Consider the following 19,254-nt stretch of genomic DNA (forward strand, 5'->3'; position numbering starts at 1 on the left):
CGTGCCACGTACAGCTACCGCTCCACTACCCTTTGTGAACATGAAAATTGCTTTCGTCGGGAAGGGCGGCAGCGGCAAGACGACCCTGTCCTCCCTGTTCATCCGCCACCTCGCCGCCGTCGGCGCGCCGGTCGTGGCCATCGACGCCGACATCAACCAGCACTTGGGAGCCGCGCTCGGCCTCGACGACACGGAGGCCGCGGCACTGCCCGCGATGGGCGAGCGGCTGTCGCTGATCAAGGACTACCTGCGCGGTTCCAACCCGCGGATCGCCTCCGCACAGACGATGATCAAGACGACGCCGCCGGGCGAGGGGTCGCGACTGCTGCAGGTCTGCGAGAGCAATGCGGTGTACGACGCCTGCGCCCGGCCGGTGGAACTCGACGGCGGCGCCGTCCGTTTGATGGTCACCGGCCCCTTCACGGATTCCGACCTCGGAGTCGCCTGCTACCACTCCAAGACGGGGGCGGTGGAGCTGTTCCTGAACCACCTGGTGGACGGCCACGACGAGTACGTCGTGGTCGACATGACGGCCGGCTCGGACTCCTTCGCCTCCGGCATGTTCACCCGCTTCGACATCACGTTCCTCGTCGCCGAGCCGACCCGGAAGGGGGTCTCCGTCTATCGCCAGTACAAGGAGTACGCCCGCGACTTCGGCGTCATCCTGAAGGTCGTCGGCAACAAGGTGCAGGGGCAGGACGACCTCGACTTCCTCCGCGCCGAGGTCGGCGACGACCTGCTGGTGACCGTCGGGCACTCGGACTGGGTGCGCGCCATGGAAAAGGGCCGCCCACCCCGGTTCGAGCTCCTGGAGGACGTCAACCAGCTCGCCCTCCGCCGCCTGCACACGGCCGTGGACGCCACGTACGAGCTGCGGGACTGGGAGAGTTACACCCGCCAGATGGTGCACTTCCACCTGAAGAACGCCCAGTCCTGGGGAAACGAGCGCACCGGGGCCGACCTGGCGGCGCAGATCGACCCCGGATTCGTACTCGGCGAGCATCTCCTCGGCGAGAACGTCACGGCCTTGTCAGGGGCAACAACCCCCGCCTGACTCCTACCTACCGACCGCCTGACCTACTCCTTGGCCCGTTCCCTCACCGCCGGCGCCCCGGGCACCCCCTTCGGGGCCGGGGCCGGGCGTCCCGACAGGAAGGACGCCCAGCCCTCCTTGGGAGGCTCACCGACCCCAAGGGTGCGCAGCTTCTTCAACGTCGCCGGGTCCTGGGCGTCCAGCCAGTCGACGAGCTGGCGGAAGGACACGCAGCGCACGTCGGGTTTGTTGCACACGGCCTCGACGACGTCCTCGACGGCGCGCATGTAGGTGCCGCCGTTCCAGGACTCGAAGTGGTTGCCGATGATCAGGGGCGCGCGGTTGCCGTCGTACGCCCGTTGGAAGCCCTTGAGCAGGCCATCCCGCATCTGGTCGCCCCAGAAGTCGTGCTTGGCGGGGTCGCCCTGGGTGTCGGTGCCCGACTGGTTGACCATGAAGTTGTAGTCCATGGTGAGCTGCTCGTAGGAGTGCCCGGGGAAGGGCACGAGCTGCAGCGAAAGATCCCACAGGCCCTCCTTCTTCGTGGGCCAGAGCTGAGTGTTGACGCCGCTGGAGTCATAGCGGAAGCCGAGATCCCGCGCGGCCTTCACGAAGTTCTTCTGACCTTCCAGACAGGGCGTGCGGGCGCCGATGAGCTCCTTGTCGTAGTCGAAGGGCAGCGGGGTCGCCTTCGTCATTCCGGCGTTGGTCTTCCAGGACTTCACGAACTTCTTCGCCTGGGTGATCTCCTCCTTCCATTCCTCCACCGACCATTCGCCGACTCCGCCGTCGCTGCCGCAGAAATGGCCGTTGAAGTGAGTGCCGATCTCGTTGCCTTCGAGCCACGCGAGGCGCAGTTGCTTCACGGTGTCGGCGATGCCCTCCTCGTCGTTGAAGCCGATGTCGGAGCGGCCCGGGGAGTGCTGGGGCGGCCGGTACAGGTCGCGTTTGTGGTTCGGCAGCATGTACACGCCGCTGAGGAAGTACGTCATCGTCGCGTTGTTCGCCTTGGAGACCGCACGGAAGTGGGAGAACAGCTTCTGGCTGTCCTCGCCGGCGCCGTCCCAGGAGAACACCACGAACTGCGGTGGCTTCTGACCGGGCTTCAGCCGCTCCGGTCTGGGCAGATGCGGCTGCGCTCCGGTGTACGCGGTGGACCCGTCGCCGATCAGGCGGACGACGTTCTGCGGCGCGGGTGCCGCCGGCTTGACCTTGGGCGGTCCGGGCACGCCCTGCCCGGCATCGGTGCCGGTCGAGCAACCTGCGAGCGAAGCGGCACAGACCGCCGCGATCGCGGTGCCCGCGGTGATCCTGTGCGTCGCAACGATCCTGTGCAGCGCGGAGGCCCTGTGTGACGCGGCAATTCCGCGGGGGGCGGCGTTGTGGCGGGTGGCGGCCATGCTCCGTCCACCTTCTTCCTTCTCTCGGGTGCCGACAGCGCCGTCAAGATCGCATGGGGTCGAGAAGGAATTAGTACGACAAGCCGACTAATCGGCCACTTCACTCTTCAGGGGGATTTATTAGTCCATTTGCTCGGAAAAACTATTCCGGTCCTTTACTCTGCATTACGATCCGTTTACCGACTGTTAATGCATCCCGCCGCTGCACGCCGTGACCACACGGCCGCGACCAGACCCCTCGCCCGAAAGGCGGGGGACCGCCAGATCCGCGACCGCGCTGCCCCGGAGGAGACGGGAAAACATGTCAGCCTTCGTCCCCACCCGCACCGACGAACCCAGCCGAGAGAAGCACCTCCACGAACCCCACAGCCCGCCACCGACCCGGCCCCGCCACCGCATCGCGGGCGCCGACGTGTCGGCCTCGATCGCGGTCTTCCTGATCGCCCTCCCCCTGTCCCTGGGCATCGCCCTCGCCACGGGCGCGCCCCTTCAGGCCGGCCTCGTCGCCGCTGCCGTCGGCGGGATCGTCGTCGGCTATCTCGGCGGCACTCCGCTCCAGGTCAGCGGCCCCGCGGCCGGTCTCACGGTCGTCACCGCCGAGCTCATCCAGAGATACGGATGGCGTACGACCTGCGCCATCACGGTCCTCGCCGGACTCGCCCAACTCGGCCTCGGCTTCGTGCGCGTGGCACGCTCCGCACTCGCCGTCAGCCCCGCCATCGTGCACGGCATGCTCGCCGGTATCGGCGTCACCATCGCCGTGGCCCAGCTGCACATCGTCCTCGGCGGCATCCCGCACAGCTCGGTCCTCGACAACATGCGTGAGCTGCCGGCCCAGTTGGCCGGTGTGCATGCCGCCGCCCTGTCGGTGAGCGCGCTGACCCTCGCCCTGCTGTTGGCCTGGCCCCGGATTCCCGGCCGTATGGGCGGACTGCTGCGCAAGGTGCCGGCCCCGCTCGTCGCCGTCGCCGGAGCCAGCACAGCCGCGTCGTTCGCGGGGCTGAGCCTGCCCAAGGTCGACCTGCCGTCCTGGAGCAGCCATGCCCTCGCCGGGCTTCCCGAGGGCCCGGTCCTCGGCCTGGTCGCCGCCGTGCTGACCATCACGCTGGTGTGCAGCGTGCAGTCGCTGCTCGGTGCGGTCGCCGTGGACAAGCTGGTCGCCACGCGTCCGGAGCTGTCCGCCCGCGTCGGGCGCTCCGACCTGGACCGTGAGCTGCTCGGTCAGGGAGCCGCCAACGTCGTCTCCGGCGTGCTCGGCGGACTGCCCGTAGCCGGAGTGGCCGTGCGCAGTTCCGCGAATGTGCAAGCCGGTGCCGTCAGTCGGAACTCCACGATGCTGCACGGCGTTCTCGTAGTAGTCGCCGCGCTGCTGATGGTCCCGATCCTGGAGCTCATCCCGCTCGCCTCGCTCGCCGCCCTGGTGATGGCCGTCGGCATCCAGATGGTGTCCCTGCACCACATCCGCACGGTGACCCGCCACCGCGAGGTGCTGGTGTACGCCACCACCACACTCGGCGTGGTGTTCTTCGGCGTCCTGGAGGGCGTCACGCTGGGGATCGCCATGGCCGTAGCCGTCGCCATGCACCGCCTCACCCGCACCCGCATCACGCACGACGAGAAGGAAGGAGTCCATCACGTTCACGTAAGAGGCCAGTTGACGTTCCTCGCAGTGCCACGGCTCAGCCGGGCCCTGCATCTCGTACCCCAAGGCGCCCGAGCCGTAGTGGAGTTGGACGGTTCGTTCATGGACCACGCGGCGTACGAGTCACTGCAGGACTGGCAGAACACTCACACCGCCCACGGCGGCTCCGTCGAGCTGATCGGCCGCAGGTCCGGGGTCCGGATCGGTGAGCCGACAGGACCGGTCGGTCTCCATCTCGACGGGACGGGCACGGCCGAGTCGGCCGACTGCCGTTGCCACCCCTGGACAGCCTGGCGCAACCACCAGTGCGAGATCCCGGAGTCCGTCACCTCCCGCGACGGACAGGCCGGGGAAGCGCAGGCGGCCGGGGCCGACGACAGCGACGAGGCAGGCGCGCCCGGCAAGGCCGGAGCCGCCGGCAACACGGGAGCCGCCGACGACACCGGCGCCTCGGACGACACCGGCGAACTCGACACGGTCGGCGGTGCCGGCACGTCCGACGGCACCGAAAGCCCCATCGGATCCGGCCGGCCCGACGAAAGCGGGGTCGACGGGGCCGACGCGGCCGGCGCGGGCAGCGAGACCCGCGGGGTGACCGGCGGCACCGACGGGAGCCGGCCGAGTGGACGGCAACTGGCCCGTGGCATCAGCGCGTTCCAGCGCAACACCGCGCCCCTGGTGCGGGGCGAGCTGGCGCGGCTGGCGCGGGAGGGGCAGCAGCCTTCCCAGCTGTTCCTCACCTGCGCGGACTCACGGCTGGTCACGTCGATGATCACCTCCAGTGGTCCCGGCGACCTGTTCGTGGTGCGTAACGTCGGCAACCTCGTTCCGCTGCCCGGCCAGGAAAGCGGCGACGACTCGGTGGCGGCCGCGATCGAGTACGCGGTGGACGTGCTGGAGGTGCGGTCCGTCACGGTGTGCGGGCACTCCGGGTGCGGGGCGATGCAGACGCTGCTCAACTCCGAGCCGGACGGCCCGCAGACCCCGCTCAGGAGATGGCTGCGGCATGGGCTGCCGAGCCTGGAGCGGATGTCCGACGAGGACCGGCCTTGGGCCAGACTCGCCGGGCGAGCCCCGGCCGATGCGGTCGAGCAGCTGTGCCTGACCAATGTGGTCCAACAGCTGGAACATCTGCGAGCGCACGAGTCGGTGGCCCGGGCTCTGCGGGAGGGGGCGCTGGAGCTGCACGGGATGTACTTCCACGTGGGCGAGGCGCAGGCTTATCTGCTCGCCGAGGAGGGTGAGGAGAGTACGGACGACGTGTTCGACCACGTGGGAGTGGCGGATCTGTCGGCGTGATGCGGGGTGGTGGTGCGCGGCCTCGCTCGGCGCGGGGCCGCGCTTCACATGGGTCGTACGTGGGCCCGCGCTTCGAGTGAGCCGCGCTTCACCTGGGGCAGCCATTTCCCGAGCCGGGCGGGGCCTCGAACCCCCTTGCTGCCGGGTCGGCGTTTCGCCTGGACCAGGCTGGAATGTGAAAGGGATTACAGACCTGAACCGCGTCCGTCCGGCGTCCGTGGGAACGGATGACCCCGGCGCGTTCACCCCGGCGCCCGAAAGCCCCTCCGAGCCACCCCCGGGCCGCACCCACCGACAGGTCTAAACCAATTTTCCGTCGACCCTTGTCATCGGGCCCCCAGGTCTGATGAGCTGTGGCCTGGGACACAACGGACACCCTGGGAAAGGGAGATGTCGTGAGCAACGAAAGCCTGGCCAACCTGCTCAAGGAAGAACGCAGGTTCGCACCCCCCGCTGACCTGGCCGCAGGTGCCAACGTCACAGCGGAGGCGTATGAACAGGCCAAGGCTGACAGGCTCGGCTTCTGGGCCGAGCAGGCCCGCCGGCTGACCTGGGCCAAGGAGCCTACCGAGACGCTGGACTGGTCGAACCCGCCGTTCGCGAAGTGGTTCAAGGACGGCGAGCTCAACGTCGCGTACAACTGCGTGGACCGGCATGTGGAGGCCGGACACGGCGACCGGGTCGCCATCCACTTCGAGGGCGAGCCCGGCGACAGCCGCGCGATCACCTACGCCGAGCTCAAGGACGAGGTCTCCAAGGCCGCCAACGCCCTGCTGGAGCTGGGCGTTCAGAAGGGCGACCGGGTCGCGGTCTATATGCCGATGATCCCCGAGACGGCGGTCGCGATGCTGGCCTGCGCGCGTATCGGCGCCGCGCACTCCGTCGTCTTCGGCGGCTTCTCGGCGGACGCGCTCGCCACCCGTATCCAGGACGCGGACGCCAAGGTCGTCATCACCTCCGACGGCGGATACCGGCGCGGCAAGCCGTCCGCGCTCAAGCCGGCGGTGGACGACGCGGTCGCGCGCGTGGAGAGCGTCGAGCATGTGCTCGTCGTCCGGCGCACCGGCCAGGAGGTCGCCTGGGACGACAGCCGCGACGTGTGGTGGCACGAGGTCGTCGAGCGGCAGAGCGCCGAGCACACGCCTGAGGCGTTCGAGGCGGAGCACCCGCTGTTCATCCTGTACACGTCCGGGACGACGGGTAAGCCGAAGGGCATCCTGCACACCTCCGGCGGCTACCTCACCCAGACCGCGTACACCCACCACGCCGTCTTCGACCTCAAGCCGGAGACGGATGTCTACTGGTGCACCGCCGACGTCGGCTGGGTGACCGGGCACTCGTACATCGTGTACGGGCCGCTGGCGAACGGCGCGACGCAGGTCATGTACGAGGGCACGCCGGACACGCCGCACCAGGGCCGGTTCTGGGAGATCGTGCAGAAGTACGGGGTGACGATCCTGTACACGGCGCCGACCGCGATCCGTACGTTCATGAAGTGGGGCGACGACATCCCCGCGAAGTTCGACCTCGGCAGCCTCCGGGTGCTCGGGTCCGTCGGTGAGCCGATCAACCCCGAGGCGTGGATCTGGTACCGCAAGAACATCGGCGGCGACCGCACCCCGATCGTGGACACGTGGTGGCAGACCGAGACCGGCGCGATGATGATCTCGCCGCTGCCGGGTGTCACGGAGACCAAGCCCGGTTCCGCGCAGACGCCGCTGCCCGGAATCGCCGCGACCGTCGTCGACGACGAGGCGAACGAGGTGCCCGACGGCGGTGGCGGCTATCTGGTCCTGACCGAGCCGTGGCCGTCGATGCTGCGCACCATCTGGGGCGACGACCAGCGGTTCCTCGACACGTACTGGTCGCGGTTCGAGGGCAAGTACTTCGCCGGTGACGGGGCGAAGAAGGACGACGACGGGGACATCTGGCTCCTCGGGCGCGTCGACGACGTCATGCTCGTGTCGGGCCACAACATCTCCACCACGGAGGTCGAGTCCGCGCTGGTCTCCCACCCCTCCGTCGCCGAGGCGGCCGTCGTCGGCGCGGCCGACGAGACCACCGGACAGGCCATCGTCGCCTTCGTGATCCTGCGCGGGTCGGCGAACGCCGAGGACGAGGGCCTGGTGAACGAGCTGCGCAACCACGTAGGCACCACCCTCGGCCCGATCGCCAAGCCGAAGCGGATCCTGCCGGTGGCCGAGCTGCCGAAGACGCGCTCCGGCAAGATCATGCGTCGGCTGCTGCGGGACGTCGCCGAGAACCGCCAGCTCGGTGATGTCACCACGCTGACCGACTCGACCGTCATGGACCTCATCCAGGCGAAGCTCCCGGCGGCGCCGAGCGAGGACTGAGCACGACCGCGAAGGGCACCCGGCGTCAAGCGCGCCGGGTGCCCTTCGCGTACGTACGGTGGAACTCGACGGATGCACCCCGACGCACCCTTAGGTAAACTAACCAAAAAACAGCCTCACCCTCAGGTGCGCCGGGAAGTCTGGTCGGCATGTGTTCTGTCCTGCCCACCGACCGGAGGTCTTCCTCGTGGCCGCGTCCCGCACCACCGCTCCCGCCCGCAAGGTCTTCGCGCGGCTGTCCCTGCCCGAGCGGAATTTCGTCGCGGACGCGCTGCGCACGGAGACCGTCGGTGGTGTGCTCCTGCTCGTCGCCGCGATCGCCGCGCTGGTCTGGGCAAACATTCCCGCACTGCACGACAGCTACGAGACGGTCGGCCACTTCCACATCGGTCCCGAGGCCCTCGGGCTGAATCTGTCCATCGAGCACTGGGCCGCCGACGGACTCCTGGCGATCTTCTTCTTCGTCGCCGGTATCGAACTCAAGCGTGAGCTGGTCGCCGGCGATCTCCGGGACCCCAAGGCGGCCGTACTGCCGGTCGTCGCCGCGCTGTGCGGGATGGCGGTGCCCGCGCTGGTCTACACGCTCACCAATGTCAGCGGGGGCGGCTCGTCGGCGGGCTGGGCCGTCCCGACCGCCACGGACATCGCCTTCGCGCTGGCCGTGCTCGCCGTCATCGGCACCTCCCTGCCGAGCGCCCTACGCGCCTTCCTGCTCACCCTCGCCGTCGTCGACGACCTCTTCGCGATCCTGATCATCGCGATTTTCTTCACCGACCAGATCGACTTCGCCGCGCTGGGCGGCGCCGCCGTCGGACTGGGCGTGTTCTGGCTGCTGCTGAGGAAGGGCGTACGCGGGTGGTACGTGTACGTTCCGCTCGCCCTCGTCATCTGGGCGCTGATGTACAACAGCGGCGTCCACGCCACCATCGCGGGCGTGGCGATGGGCCTGATGCTGCGCTGCACCCGGCGCGAGGGCGAGGAGCACTCCCCCGGCGAGCACATCGAGCACCTTGTACGCCCCCTGTCGGCGGGCCTGGCCGTGCCGCTGTTCGCACTGTTCAGCGCCGGCGTGGCCGTCTCCGGCGGTGCGCTCGGCGATGTGTTCGTCCAGCCGGAGACGCTGGGCGTGATCCTGGGGCTCGTCGTCGGCAAGACGATCGGGATCTTCGGCGGCACATGGCTGACGGCACGTTTCACCAAGGCTTCGCTCAGCGACGACCTGGAGTGGGCGGACGTGTTCGCCGTGGCGACCCTCGCCGGCATCGGCTTCACCGTCTCGCTGCTCATCGGGGAGCTCGCCTTCGGGGGCGACGCCACACTGACCGACGAGGTCAAGGCGGCCGTGCTGATGGGCTCCCTCATCGCGGCGATTCTGGCGACGGTGCTGCTGAAGATCCGGAACGCCAAGTACCGCGCGATGGTCGAAGCCGAGGAGCGCGACGAGGACGAGAGCGGCATTCCGGACATCTACGAGGAGGACACTCCGGAGTACCACCTGCGGATGGCCGCCATCCACGACCGCAAGGCCGCCGAGCACCGTCGTATCGCCGAGGAGCAGGTCGCCGCACGCCACGCGCTTGCCGAAGTGGCGGGCGGGGCAGGCGAGGAGGAGCAGCGTCGGGCATGATCTGACGGGACGGCACAAAAGACGGAACCGCACCCAGTCAGGCAGAAGACGGAACCGTGACTACGAGGGAGACCCCGCGATGAGCGCACCCGACGGCAGCCCGGTCGGCACCGAACGCAGCATCGGCCAGCTGTTCGCCTCGGCGACGACCGAGATGTCGGCGCTGGTGCACGACGAGATCGCACTGGCGAAAGCGCAGCTCAAGCAGGACGTCAAGCGCGGCGCGACGAGCGGCGGCGCATTCACGGTGGCCGCCGCGGTGCTGGTGTTCTCGCTGCCGATGCTGAACTTCGCCCTCGCGTACGGCATTCGGACCTGGAGCGACTGGAACCTCGCGATCTGCTTCGTGCTGTCCTTCGCGGCGAACGTCCTCGTCGCCCTCATCCTCGCGCTGGTCGGGGTCGTGTTCGCGAAGAAGGCCAAGAAGAGCCAGGGTCCGCAGAAGGTCGCCGCCTCGGTGAAGGAGACGGCGGGCGTCCTTCAGAACGCCAAGCCGCATCCGCGTCCGGCACCGGCGACGGCACCGGAGCTGGAGGACCGGGCGCCCGCCGCCATCGAGGCTGTGGCACGCTCGTCGTCATGACGGATCCCGCCACCCCCTCGGCGCAACCTGCCTCGGTCGTACGACCCGATGGTCCCTGGACGCACAGGGACGTGGCCGCCAATGGTGCGCGCTTCCACATCGCCGAGATGGGCGACGGCCCGCTGGTGCTGCTCCTGCACGGCTTCCCGCAGTACTGGTGGACCTGGCGGCACCAACTCGTCGCCCTCGCCGATGCGGGCTTCCGGGCGGTGGCGATGGACCTCAGGGGCGTCGGCGGCAGCGACCGGACCCCGCGCGGTTACGACCCGGCCAACCTCGCCCTCGACATCACCGGCGTGGTCCGCTCGCTCGGTGAGCCCGACGCCGCGCTGGTCGGACACGACCTCGGCGGATACCTGGCGTGGACGGCGGCCGTGATGCGCCCCAAGCTCGTACGGCGGCTCGCGGTCGCCTCCATGCCACACCCGCGGCGCTGGCGCTCGGCGATGCTCTCGGACGTCAAGCAGACGAGTGCGAGTTCCTACATCTGGGGGTTTCAGCGGCCCTGGGTTCCCGAGCGGCAGCTGACCGCCGACGACGGGGCCCTCGTCGCGCGGCTGGTCCGGGACTGGTCGGGCCCGCGCCTGCCGGACGACGAGGCGGTGGAGACGTACCGCCGCGCGATCTGCATCCCGTCGACCGCGCACTGCTCCATCGAGCCGTACCGCTGGATGGTGCGCTCGCTGGCCCGCCCCGACGGCATCCAGTTCAACCGGCGCATGAAGCGCCCGGTGCGCGTCCCGACGCTGCATCTGCACGGCTCGCTCGACCCCGTGATGCGTACGCGCAGCGCGGCCGGCTCCGGCGAGTACGTCGAAGCACCGTACCGGTGGCGGCTGTTCGACGGGCTCGGGCACTTCCCGCACGAGGAAGACCCGGTCGCTTTTTCCACCGAACTGATCAACTGGCTGAAAGATCCCGAACCCGATCGGTGACCGCGCCGATGCGCCCGGTATCCGGATCTGAACAGGTGTACTACGAACAGCCAATTGCCTGGCGCATAGGCCAATTGGGGGCCCTGGGGGCGGTTATCGACCATGGGGCAGGGGCAGACGTCGGGGTATGGGCTGGACGCACGACTACAGTGACGCAGCACGCAATCGCCGCTCGGCCGGTGGGCTGAGCTCCCACCAGCGAGGTACCGCCCCGCAGATGCCGGGCTCGGACCTCCGGGTGGGCATTCCGCGCATTCTGCGCCGCCGGGCCCGCTGGGTCTCGGTGCGGCTGCGCCACCCGCGCACCTGACACCGGCGGCGCCCAGCAGCCCTTCGGCACCCGGGCCTACAGTGCGCAGCTGTCGCTGTCCACCTGCTGGTTGGCGGTACGCCCCTTGACGATGTCCTCCTGGATCTCGTCCGCGGTGAGCGCGTAACCGGTCTCGGCGTCGTCGAGGGACTTGGCGAACACCACGCCGTACACCTTGCCCTCGGGCGTGAGCAGCGGGCCGCCCGAGTTGCCCTGACGCACCGTCGCGTACAGCGAGTAGACGTCACGGCGCACGGTGCCGCGGTGGTAGATGTCCGGGCCGTTGGCCGGCAGGCGTCCGCGCACCCGCGCGGCACGCACGTCGTACGCCCCGTTCTCCGGGAAGCCCGCGATGATCGCGCTGTCGCCGCTCTCGGCGTCGGTGGCCGTGAACTGCAGTGCGGGCGCGGCCATGTCGGGCACGTCGAGTACGGCGATGTCGCGCTCCCAGTCATAGAGGACGACGGTCGCGTCGTACTTCCTGCCCTCGCCGCCTATCTGGACGGTGGGTTCGTCGACACCGCCGACTACATGCGCGTTGGTCATGACGCGGCGGTCGGCGAAGACGAAGCCGGTGCCCTCCAGCACCTTGCCGCAACTCGTGGCCGTGCCCATGACCTTGACGATGGAGCGCTGGGCGCGGGTGGCCACCGGGCTGCCCGCCAAGGCCGGGTCGGGCGGCTTGACCTCGTTGATCGGTTCGTTCGAGAACGGGCTGAAGACCTGCGGGAAGCCGTTCTGCGCGAGGACCGTGGAGAAGTCCGCGAACCAGGTGTCCGCCTGGTCGGGCAGAGCCTGTGAGACGCCGAGCAGCACCTTGGAGCTGCGGACCTCCTTGCCGAGCGTCGGCAGGGTGGTCCCGGCGAGGGCGGAGCCGATGAGCCAGGCCACCAGCAGCATCGCGACGACGTTGACGAGGGCGCCACCGGTCGCGTCCAGGGCGCGGGCCGGGGACCAGGTGATGTACCGGCGCAGCTTGTTGCCGAGGTGGGTGGTCAGGGCCTGGCCGACGGACGCGCAGACGATGACCACGACGACCGCGACGACGGCGGCGGTCGTACTCACCTCGGCGTTGTCGGTCAACGCGTCCCAGATGACCGGGAGGAGGTACACGGCCACGAGACCGCCGCCGAGGAAGCCGATCACCGACAGGATGCCGACGACGAAGCCCTGGCGGTAGCCCACGATCGCGAACCACACGGCGGCGACCAGCAACAGGATGTCCAGCACATTCACGGAGGCCACCCTGTCATGACCGCCAGTCGAGCGGGACCTGCTTGCTTCTGTCCCAGGGCTGCTCCCAGCCCGAGTAGTGCAGCAGACGGTCGATGATGCCGGCCGTGAAGCCCCAGACCAGGGCCGATTCGACCAGAAATGCCGGACCTCGGTGCCCGCTGGGGTGGACGGTCGTGGCGCGGTTGTCCGGGTCCGTGAGATCCGCCACGGGGACGGTGAAGACGCGGGCCGTCTCGTTCGGATCGACGACGTCGACCGGGCTCGGCTCGCGCCACCAGCCCAGCACGGGCGTCACGACGAAGCCGCTCACCGGGATGTACAGCTTGGGCAGCACACCGAAGAGCTGGACGCCGCCAGGATCGAGACCGGTCTCCTCCTCCGCCTCGCGCAGAGCAGCACGCAGCGGCCCGTCGGCCTGCGGGTCGCCGTCCTCGGGGTCGAGGGCGCCGCCCGGAAAGGAGGGCTGTCCGGCGTGGGAGCGCAGTGAGCTGGCGCGCTCCATCAGCAGCAGCTCGGGCCCGCGCTCGCCCTCGCCGAAGAGGATCAGTACGGCCGACTGGCGCCCCGCGCCGTCCTCCGGCGGCAGGAAGCGGCTCAGCTGCACCGGCTCGACCGTCTCCACCACCCGCACCACCGGGGCCAGCCAGGCCGGCAGCCCTTCGTTGCTGAGCACCACCGGCCCACCCTGTGTATCGCTCGCCCGCGTCATCGCCACCCCCCTCGTCCTGCCCAGTCCAACGCCCGACGGCACCTAGATCGTTCCGACCGACCCGCACACCCGCCCGCCGAACGGCGTCCCGTCCGCCCGGAGGTGGCCGTACGACCACACGCCCGCCGTCGCTCGAACGGTTCCGGGCGGCCCGTACGCATGGGTGCCGAGCGTCGGCCGGTCCGCTCCGAACCTGCGGTACGACCACCCGTCGACCACCGGCCGGACCGTCCCGCCCCCGCCGCCCGACCGCGCACCGCTACCCCGGCAGCGCCTCTGCTCGGCCGCGTCATCCGGCCCCCAGCGGCGGGGCCGGCTTGCCGCCCGCGTCGAGGTAGGACTGCGGGGGCTTGAGGCGCTGGCCGGGGAAGCCGCCCTTCTCGTACTTGAGGAGCTTCTTCGCCTTCTCCGGGTCGGTCTCGCCCTCGCCAAAGGCCGGGCAGAGCGGCGCGATGGGGCAGGCGCCGCACGCGGGCTTGCGGGCGTGGCAGATGCGGCGGCCGTGCCAGATGACGTGGTGCGAGAGGTCCGTCCAGTCGCCCTTGGGGAACAGCGCGGCGATCTCGGACTCGATCTTGTCGGGGTCCGTCTGCTCGGTCCACTGCCAGCGCCGCACCAGCCGCTGGAAGTGCGTGTCCACGGTGATACCGGGACGGCCGAAGGCGTTGCCGAGGACGACGAAGGCCGTCTTGCGGCCGACGCCGGGCAGCTTGACCAGGTCCTCGAGCCGGCCCGGGACCTCGCCGCCGTGGTTCTCCACCAGCGCCTTCGACAGGCCCATGACCGACTTGGTCTTCGCCCGGAAGAAACCGCACGGACGGAGGATCTCCTCGACCTCCTCCGGGTTGGCGGCCGACAGATCCTCCGGGGTCGGGTACTTGCCGAAGAGCGCGGGCGTCGTCTGGTTCACGCGCAGGTCGGTGGTCTGGGCGGACAGCACCGTGGCGACCAGGAGCTGGAACGAGTTGTCGAAGTCCAGTTCGGGGTGGGCGTACGGGTAGATGTCGGCGAGCTCACGGTCGATACGGCGGGCGCGACGGACGAGGGCGGTGCGGGACTCAGCCGTGGGGGGCTTCGGGGTGACGGTCTTGACGGCAGACGCGCCCTTCACCGAGGCGGTGGCCTTCTCGGGGACGATGGCCGGTTTCTTACTGATCGCCCTCTTCGTGCTCGCCCTCGCCGCGCTCGATTTCTTCGCGGGCGCCGTCTTCTTCGCGCTGGCCGTCTTCTTCGCAGGTGCCGTCTTCTTCGCGGGAGCGGCTTTCTTGGCCGGCGTGGCTTTATTGGCGGCGGTCGACTTCTTCGCGGCTGGGGCCTCCTTGATAGGCGCGGCCTTCTTGGCAGGCGCGGCCTTCTGCGCACCCGTCGGCGCCTCGGCGCCGCCCGACCGCTTCCCGCTCGCGCCCTTCTCAGCAGCGTTCGATTTCATCGCCGCTTTCTCGCCACGCGGCACCGTCTCACCCGGCGCCTTTTTCGCCGCTTTTGCCGTTTTCCTTCCACCACCAGGGTCCTGTTCGCCCACAGCGGAATCCCGACGTACAACCACCCGCCCAGCCCCCTTGGCCTGTGCTCTCACCGGCGATTTGGACACCCGGCCAGCCTAAAGCCCGACACTGACATCCGCCCCGGACCCTGAAGATCGGCCCCCAATTGGACCCCTGCCGCTTACCTCGGGACACCTGTGCGGCATCCTTGTGACAGATCACACTGTTTGGACCGTCCGGCAAAATGGGGAACACGGTCCCCTGGTACGTGGGGGAGCGATCCCCTGAGCAGGTCGACAAGGAGAGAACTCGTGGACGACCCTCTGCGGCGCAATCCGCTCTTCGCGGCTCTCGACGACGAGCAGTCCGCGGAACTGCGCGCCTCCATGAGTGAGGTGACCCTCGCGCGTGGCGACTCGCTGTTCCACGAGGGCGACCCGGGCGATCGGCTCTACGTCGTCACCGAGGGCAAGGTCAAGCTTCACCGGACGTCCCCCGACGGCCGCGAGAACATGCTGGCCGTCGTAGGCCCCGGAGAGCTCATCGGCGAGCTGTCCCTCTTCGACCCGGGCCCGCGCACGGCGACCGCCACCGCGCTGACCGAGGTAAAGCTGCTGGGCCTGGGCCACGGTGACCTCCAGCCCTGGCTGAACGCCCGCCCCGAGGTGGCCACCGCGCTGCTGCGCGCCGTCGCGCGCCGTCTGCGCCGCACCAACGACGCGATGTCCGACCTCGTCTTCTCGGACGTCCCCGGCCGCGTGGCCCGCGCGCTCCTGGACCTCTCCCGCCGTTTCGGCGTGCAGTCCGAGGAGGGCATCCACGTCGTGCACGACCTGACGCAGGAAGAGCTGGCCCAGTTGGTCGGCGCATCCCGCGAGACGGTCAACAAGGCGCTGGCCGACTTCGCAGGTCGCGGCTGGCTTCGCCTTGAGGCCCGCGCGGTGATCCTGCTGGACGTGGAGCGGCTGGCCAAGCGCTCGCGCTAGGCACACCGGGTCGGCGCCGCCAGGTGCACCGAGCCGTACGACGCCGGGGCCCCGTCTCTCCGTGAGGCGGGGCCCCGGCGCGTTCGGCTGCCCCCTGACCGGCCACCCCTCGAACATCTGCGCACCAGGAGATAGCCTCCGCCCATGGCAAACGGGCAGTGGTACCCACCGGAGTGGCCGGACCGAATCCGCGCGCTTGCGGAAGGACACCTCACCCCCGCCGCCCCGAAACGCGCGGCCACCGTCATGCTGCTCAGGGACGCTGACACCGGCCCGGCCGTGCACATGCTGCGCCGCCGAGCGTCCATGGCCTTCGCGGGCGGGGCGTACGCCTACCCGGGCGGCGGCGTCGACCCGCGCGACGAGCAGCAGATCCGCTGGGCGGGCCCCACGCGCGCGTGGTGGGCACAGCGCCTCGGCGTCGACGAGGCGGCGGCCCAGGCGATCGTCTGCGCGGCCGTACGGGAGACGTACGAGGAGGCAGGGGTCCTGCTCGCCGGCCCCACCCACGATTCCGTGGTCGGTGACACCACCGCCGAGGCCTGGGAGGCGGACCGTGCCGCCCTGGTGGCCCGGGACCTGTCGTTCGCCGAGTTCCTGGACCGCCGGGGACTGGTGCTGCGTTCGGATCTGCTGGGCGCCTGGACCCGCTGGATCACCCCGGAGTTCGAACCCCGCCGCTACGACACGTGGTTCTTCGTCGCCGCCCTCCCTGAGGGCCAGCGCACCCGCAACGCCTCCACGGAGGCCGACCGCACGGTGTGGATCCGTCCTGCGGAGGCCGCCGCCTCGTACGACAAGGGCGAGCTGCTGATGATGCCGCCCACCATCGCCACGCTGCGCCAGCTGACCCCGTACGACAGCGCCGCTGAGGCTCTCGCCGCCGCTCCCGGCCGCGACCTCACGCCCGTCCTGGCGCAGGCCCGCCTCGAAGACGGCGAGATCGTGCTGTCCTGGCCGGGCCACGACGAGTTCACCAAACACATCCCGACCGGCGGAGCCCCCGCATGACCTTGCCCGCAGTGTCCGCAGCGCCCGCGGTTCCCGACGCTCCCGCCGTGCCGACAGCTCTGGAAGGCCCCTTCGTATGACGGACGCAGCAGCCCTCCCCGGCCAGCCGCGAGGCGGGGTCCTCTCCGGGCCCGCCACCACCCGGGCCGTCAACATCCTCGCGCCCAACCCCTCCGCGATGACGCTGGACGGCACCAACACCTGGCTGCTGTCCGAGCCCGAGTCGGACCTGGCCGTCGTGGTCGACCCGGGCCCGCTGGACGAGGGACACCTGCGCAACGTCGTCGACACGGCCGAGAAGGCCGGCAAGCGCATCGCCCTGACGCTGCTCACCCACGGCCACCCGGACCACGCCGAGGGCGCCGTACGCTTCGCCGAACTGACCGCCACACACGTGCGTGCCCTCGACCCGGCGCTGCGGCTCGGCGACGAGGGGCTCGGCGCCGGGGACGTGGTCGACATCGGCGGCCTGGAGTTGCGGGTCGTCCCGACGCCCGGCCACACAGCCGACTCGCTCTCCTTCCACCTCCCGGCCGACCGGGCCGTCCTGACCGGCGACACGATCCTGGGGCGCGGCACCACGGTCGTGGCGCACCCTGACGGCCGTCTGGGCGACTACCTGGACACCCTGCGGCGGCTCCGGTCCCTCACGGTCGACGACGGAGTGCACACCGTCCTTCCGGGTCACGGCCCCGTGCTCGATGACGCCCAGGGCGCCGTCGAGTTCTACCTCGCCCACCGCGCGCACCGCCTAGCCCAGGTCGAGACCGCGGTCGAGGACGGCTACGGCACCCCCGCCGAGGTCGTCGCCCACGTGTACGCGGATGTGGACCGCTCCCTGTGGCCCGCTGCCGAGTTGTCGGTACGGGCGCAGCTGGACTACCTGGAGGAGCACGGGCTCATCTGACGGGCTCGTCCCGTCGAGCCGAGAGCTGCCTTCCGAGCGTCTTCAGTCGGGCCGGGGGGCTTTGACGCCGTGCACGCGCGCGTACTCCTGCGCAAGCCAAGGGCCGAGATCCTCGACGTACGACCGCAGGACGGCCGCGTCGCCGGTCGGTTCCCACCCGAGCAGGGCCGCGGCCCGCATCTGCTCGGCCCGCGCGGGATAGTACGAGCCGAATGCGTCCGCCATCTCCACCAGATCGCTGGTCCACCCGCCCCAGCGAGGCATGACGAGCGCGAACCCCGTCCGCACCAGTCGCCGCGACATGAACCGGACGAGCGGCCTTCGGGCGTCCTCGCTGTCGTCGGCGCCGGCGATCCGCGTCCGCCACCGCGGCAGCAGCAGGCCGAGATCGCCGTTCGTCTCGCGCGCGAGCAGCGAGTCGGGCCGGTAGCGCGGCAGGTACTCGGCGAGATCGTCCCCCAGAAGGGGCGTACACAGGCAGGCGACGAACCACCCGCCGTCGTACCGCTCCAGGTCGCTCAGCAGCTGCCTGCGGCTGCTGAGCAGCGTCCCCGCCCCGTCGATCTGCGCGAACTCCTTGTCGAGCGCCTCGTCGAGCCCGCGTGCGTCCGTGCGGTCCGCCTCGGTCGGCTCCTCGCGCAGGGCGACCAGCAGATCCAGGTCGCTGCGCCCCACGCGCGCGGTGCCGCGCGGAATCGACCCATAGAGGTAGGCACTGTGCAGCCGCGCCCCGAACACATCCAGCAGGCGGTCGCGCGCGGCAGCGACGACGGGCCGGAACGCATGGGGAACGCGTCCGAGCGCCCCCTCGCGCGCGATGTACCCCTGGGCGTCGAGCCCGCGTCGCAGGACGGTTTCGGCCATGGGCCCACTGTGCCCTGCCGGGAGGGTGGCGGGCAGCTCATTTACGGTGCCGTTCGGCGATGTTCAACCTGTCCGTACGGCCGGCACCCGGCGGCGGGCCGCCACGACAGCCGCACCGCCGAAGGCCTGCGCCAACGCCGTCGCCTACGCCCCGGTCAGCTCCACCTGAACCTCGACCTCGACCGGAGCGTCCAGCGGAAGCACGGCCACGCCGACCGCACTGCGCGCGTGGACGCCCTTGTCGCCCAGCACCTGGGCGAGCAGTTCGCTCGCGCCGTTGAGAACGCCGGGCTGGCCGGTGAAGTCCGGGGCGGAGGCAACGAAGCCCACGACCTTCACCGCGCGCGCGATGCGGTCCAGGTCGCCCGCCACCGACTTCACGGCCGCGAGGGCGTTGAGGGCGCACGTACGGGCGAGGTCCTTGGCCTCCTCGGCGGTGACCTCCGCGCCCACCTTGCCGGTGACCGGGAGTTTGCCCTCCACCATGGGCAGCTGGCCGGCGGTGTAGACGTACACGCCGGACTGGACGGCCGGCTGGTACGCGGCCAGCGGAGGCACGACCTCCGGCAGTGTCAGGCCCAGCTCGGCAAGCTTCTCCTCGACCGCGCTCATGCCTGCCTCTCCCGCTTCAGGTAGGCCACGAGCTGCTCGGGGTTGTTCGGCCCGGGCACGACCTGGACGAGCTCCCAGCCGTCCTCGCCCCAGGTGTCCAGAATCTGCTTCGTGGCGTGGACGAGCAGCGGCACGGTTGCGTATTCCCACTTGGTCATGTGGCCGACTTTATCCGCTGCCCGGCGAGGGTCATGCGGCCGACCGCGGTCACGTTGTCCACAGGCTGTCGCGTAGCTTGCGCACCGACTGGTTAGGCTCGAAG

General features: G+C 70.1%; 17 protein-coding genes. 10 read left to right on the forward strand and 7 right to left on the reverse strand.

What is annotated here, in order from left to right:
• Positions 1-40 precede the first annotated feature (40 nt).
• On the forward strand, positions 41-1,054 hold the full coding sequence (locus ACZ7L5_RS13800) for an ATP-binding protein (protein ID WP_471516800.1): 1,014 nt from the start codon (positions 41-43) through the stop codon (positions 1,052-1,054).
• Between the two features lie 23 nt (positions 1,055-1,077).
• On the opposite strand, the gene ACZ7L5_RS13805 is transcribed toward ACZ7L5_RS13800, so the two are convergent.
• Entirely contained in the window at positions 1,078-2,361 is a 1,284-nt protein-coding gene (locus ACZ7L5_RS13805; protein WP_471517335.1) for a polysaccharide deacetylase family protein, read from the reverse strand.
• 373 nt (positions 2,362-2,734) lie between these two features.
• Here ACZ7L5_RS13805 and ACZ7L5_RS13810 point away from each other — a divergent pair, with 373 nt between their 5' ends.
• The 6 genes from ACZ7L5_RS13810 (at position 2,735) to ACZ7L5_RS13835 (ending at position 11,183) form a co-directional block, all read left to right on the forward strand.
• A complete protein-coding gene (locus ACZ7L5_RS13810; RefSeq protein WP_471516801.1) occupies positions 2,735-5,374 on the forward strand; it encodes a bifunctional SulP family inorganic anion transporter/carbonic anhydrase in 2,640 nt (879 codons plus the stop codon).
• A 395-nt stretch (positions 5,375-5,769) separates the two neighbouring features.
• Positions 5,770-7,728: an acetate--CoA ligase gene (gene acs, locus ACZ7L5_RS13815; protein ID WP_471516802.1), complete on the forward strand. Its 1,959-nt coding sequence runs from the start codon at positions 5,770-5,772 to the stop codon at positions 7,726-7,728.
• A 187-nt stretch (positions 7,729-7,915) separates the two neighbouring features.
• Entirely contained in the window at positions 7,916-9,355 is a 1,440-nt protein-coding gene (nhaA, locus tag ACZ7L5_RS13820; protein WP_471516803.1) for a Na+/H+ antiporter NhaA, read from the forward strand.
• A gap of 79 nt (positions 9,356-9,434) precedes the next feature.
• Positions 9,435-9,938: a phage holin family protein gene (locus tag ACZ7L5_RS13825; RefSeq protein WP_363033634.1), complete on the forward strand. Its 504-nt coding sequence runs from the start codon at positions 9,435-9,437 to the stop codon at positions 9,936-9,938.
• Positions 9,935-10,873 carry an alpha/beta fold hydrolase gene (locus ACZ7L5_RS13830; RefSeq protein WP_471516804.1) on the forward strand — a complete coding sequence of 313 codons (939 nt, stop codon included), beginning with the start codon at positions 9,935-9,937 and terminating at the stop codon, positions 10,871-10,873. The genes ACZ7L5_RS13825 and ACZ7L5_RS13830 overlap by 4 nt, the downstream gene beginning before the upstream one ends.
• 127 nt (positions 10,874-11,000) lie before the next feature.
• On the forward strand, positions 11,001-11,183 hold the full coding sequence (locus ACZ7L5_RS13835; protein WP_328425238.1) for a hypothetical protein: 183 nt from the start codon (positions 11,001-11,003) through the stop codon (positions 11,181-11,183).
• A 36-nt stretch (positions 11,184-11,219) separates the two neighbouring features.
• Here the strand turns inward: ACZ7L5_RS13835 and ACZ7L5_RS13840 are convergent, their stop codons facing one another.
• From ACZ7L5_RS13840 to nth, 3 genes are all read right to left on the reverse strand, one after another.
• Entirely contained in the window at positions 11,220-12,419 is a 1,200-nt protein-coding gene (locus ACZ7L5_RS13840) for a MarP family serine protease (protein WP_471516805.1), read from the reverse strand.
• Between the two features lie 13 nt (positions 12,420-12,432).
• On the reverse strand, positions 12,433-13,128 hold the full coding sequence (locus ACZ7L5_RS13845) for an NUDIX hydrolase (protein WP_362383866.1): 696 nt from the start codon (positions 13,126-13,128) through the stop codon (positions 12,433-12,435).
• A 289-nt stretch (positions 13,129-13,417) separates the two neighbouring features.
• Complete coding sequence (gene nth, locus ACZ7L5_RS13850; protein ID WP_471516806.1) at positions 13,418-14,557, reverse strand: endonuclease III; 1,140 nt, start codon at positions 14,555-14,557, stop codon at positions 13,418-13,420.
• A gap of 366 nt (positions 14,558-14,923) precedes the next feature.
• On the opposite strand from nth, the gene ACZ7L5_RS13855 reads away from it, so the two are divergent.
• From ACZ7L5_RS13855 to ACZ7L5_RS13865, 3 genes are all read left to right on the forward strand, one after another.
• Entirely contained in the window at positions 14,924-15,598 is a 675-nt protein-coding gene (locus ACZ7L5_RS13855) for a Crp/Fnr family transcriptional regulator (protein WP_007492020.1), read from the forward strand.
• 144 nt (positions 15,599-15,742) lie between these two features.
• Positions 15,743-16,609 carry an NUDIX hydrolase gene (locus tag ACZ7L5_RS13860; RefSeq protein ID WP_471516807.1) on the forward strand — a complete coding sequence of 289 codons (867 nt, stop codon included), beginning with the start codon at positions 15,743-15,745 and terminating at the stop codon, positions 16,607-16,609.
• Between the two features lie 76 nt (positions 16,610-16,685).
• Positions 16,686-17,516, forward strand: coding sequence for an MBL fold metallo-hydrolase (locus tag ACZ7L5_RS13865; protein WP_471516808.1), 831 nt, complete (start codon positions 16,686-16,688; stop codon positions 17,514-17,516).
• A 42-nt stretch (positions 17,517-17,558) separates the two neighbouring features.
• Here the strand turns inward: ACZ7L5_RS13865 and ACZ7L5_RS13870 are convergent, their stop codons facing one another.
• The 3 genes from ACZ7L5_RS13870 to ACZ7L5_RS13880 all read right to left on the reverse strand — a co-directional run bounded on the left by ACZ7L5_RS13870 (position 17,559) and on the right by ACZ7L5_RS13880 (position 19,150).
• Positions 17,559-18,380 carry a nucleotidyltransferase domain-containing protein gene (locus tag ACZ7L5_RS13870; RefSeq protein ID WP_471516809.1) on the reverse strand — a complete coding sequence of 274 codons (822 nt, stop codon included), beginning with the start codon at positions 18,378-18,380 and terminating at the stop codon, positions 17,559-17,561.
• Between the two features lie 144 nt (positions 18,381-18,524).
• On the reverse strand, positions 18,525-18,992 hold the full coding sequence (locus ACZ7L5_RS13875) for a RidA family protein (RefSeq protein ID WP_471516810.1): 468 nt from the start codon (positions 18,990-18,992) through the stop codon (positions 18,525-18,527).
• The gene (locus ACZ7L5_RS13880; protein WP_010986011.1) at positions 18,989-19,150 is read right to left on the reverse strand and encodes a DUF4177 domain-containing protein; all 162 of its coding nucleotides are present in this window, start codon (positions 19,148-19,150) and stop codon (positions 18,989-18,991) included. The genes ACZ7L5_RS13875 and ACZ7L5_RS13880 overlap by 4 nt, the downstream gene beginning before the upstream one ends.
• Positions 19,151-19,254 lie beyond the last annotated feature (104 nt).

This window comes from Streptomyces sp. NPDC107528 (genome assembly GCF_055639295.1).

Bases quoted from the DNA above. Each gene is read 5' to 3' on its own strand.
- ACZ7L5_RS13810 (WP_471516801.1), top strand. From the start codon at position 2,735: ATGTCAGCCTTCGTCCCCACCCGCACCGACGAACCCAGCCGAGAGAAG.
- ACZ7L5_RS13865 (WP_471516808.1), top strand. From the start codon at position 16,686: ATGACGGACGCAGCAGCCCTCCCCGGCCAGCCGCGAGGCGGGGTCCTC.
- ACZ7L5_RS13875 (WP_471516810.1), bottom strand. From the start codon at position 18,992: ATGAGCGCGGTCGAGGAGAAGCTTGCCGAGCTGGGCCTGACACTGCCG.
- ACZ7L5_RS13825 (WP_363033634.1), top strand. From the start codon at position 9,435: ATGAGCGCACCCGACGGCAGCCCGGTCGGCACCGAACGCAGCATCGGC.
- ACZ7L5_RS13800 (WP_471516800.1), top strand. From the start codon at position 41: ATGAAAATTGCTTTCGTCGGGAAGGGCGGCAGCGGCAAGACGACCCTG.
- ACZ7L5_RS13845 (WP_362383866.1), bottom strand. From the start codon at position 13,128: ATGACGCGGGCGAGCGATACACAGGGTGGGCCGGTGGTGCTCAGCAAC.
- ACZ7L5_RS13830 (WP_471516804.1), top strand. From the start codon at position 9,935: ATGACGGATCCCGCCACCCCCTCGGCGCAACCTGCCTCGGTCGTACGA.
- ACZ7L5_RS13870 (WP_471516809.1), bottom strand. From the start codon at position 18,380: ATGGCCGAAACCGTCCTGCGACGCGGGCTCGACGCCCAGGGGTACATC.
- nth (WP_471516806.1), bottom strand. From the start codon at position 14,557: ATGAAATCGAACGCTGCTGAGAAGGGCGCGAGCGGGAAGCGGTCGGGC.
- ACZ7L5_RS13835 (WP_328425238.1), top strand. From the start codon at position 11,001: ATGGGCTGGACGCACGACTACAGTGACGCAGCACGCAATCGCCGCTCG.
- ACZ7L5_RS13860 (WP_471516807.1), top strand. From the start codon at position 15,743: ATGGCAAACGGGCAGTGGTACCCACCGGAGTGGCCGGACCGAATCCGC.
- ACZ7L5_RS13880 (WP_010986011.1), bottom strand. From the start codon at position 19,150: ATGACCAAGTGGGAATACGCAACCGTGCCGCTGCTCGTCCACGCCACG.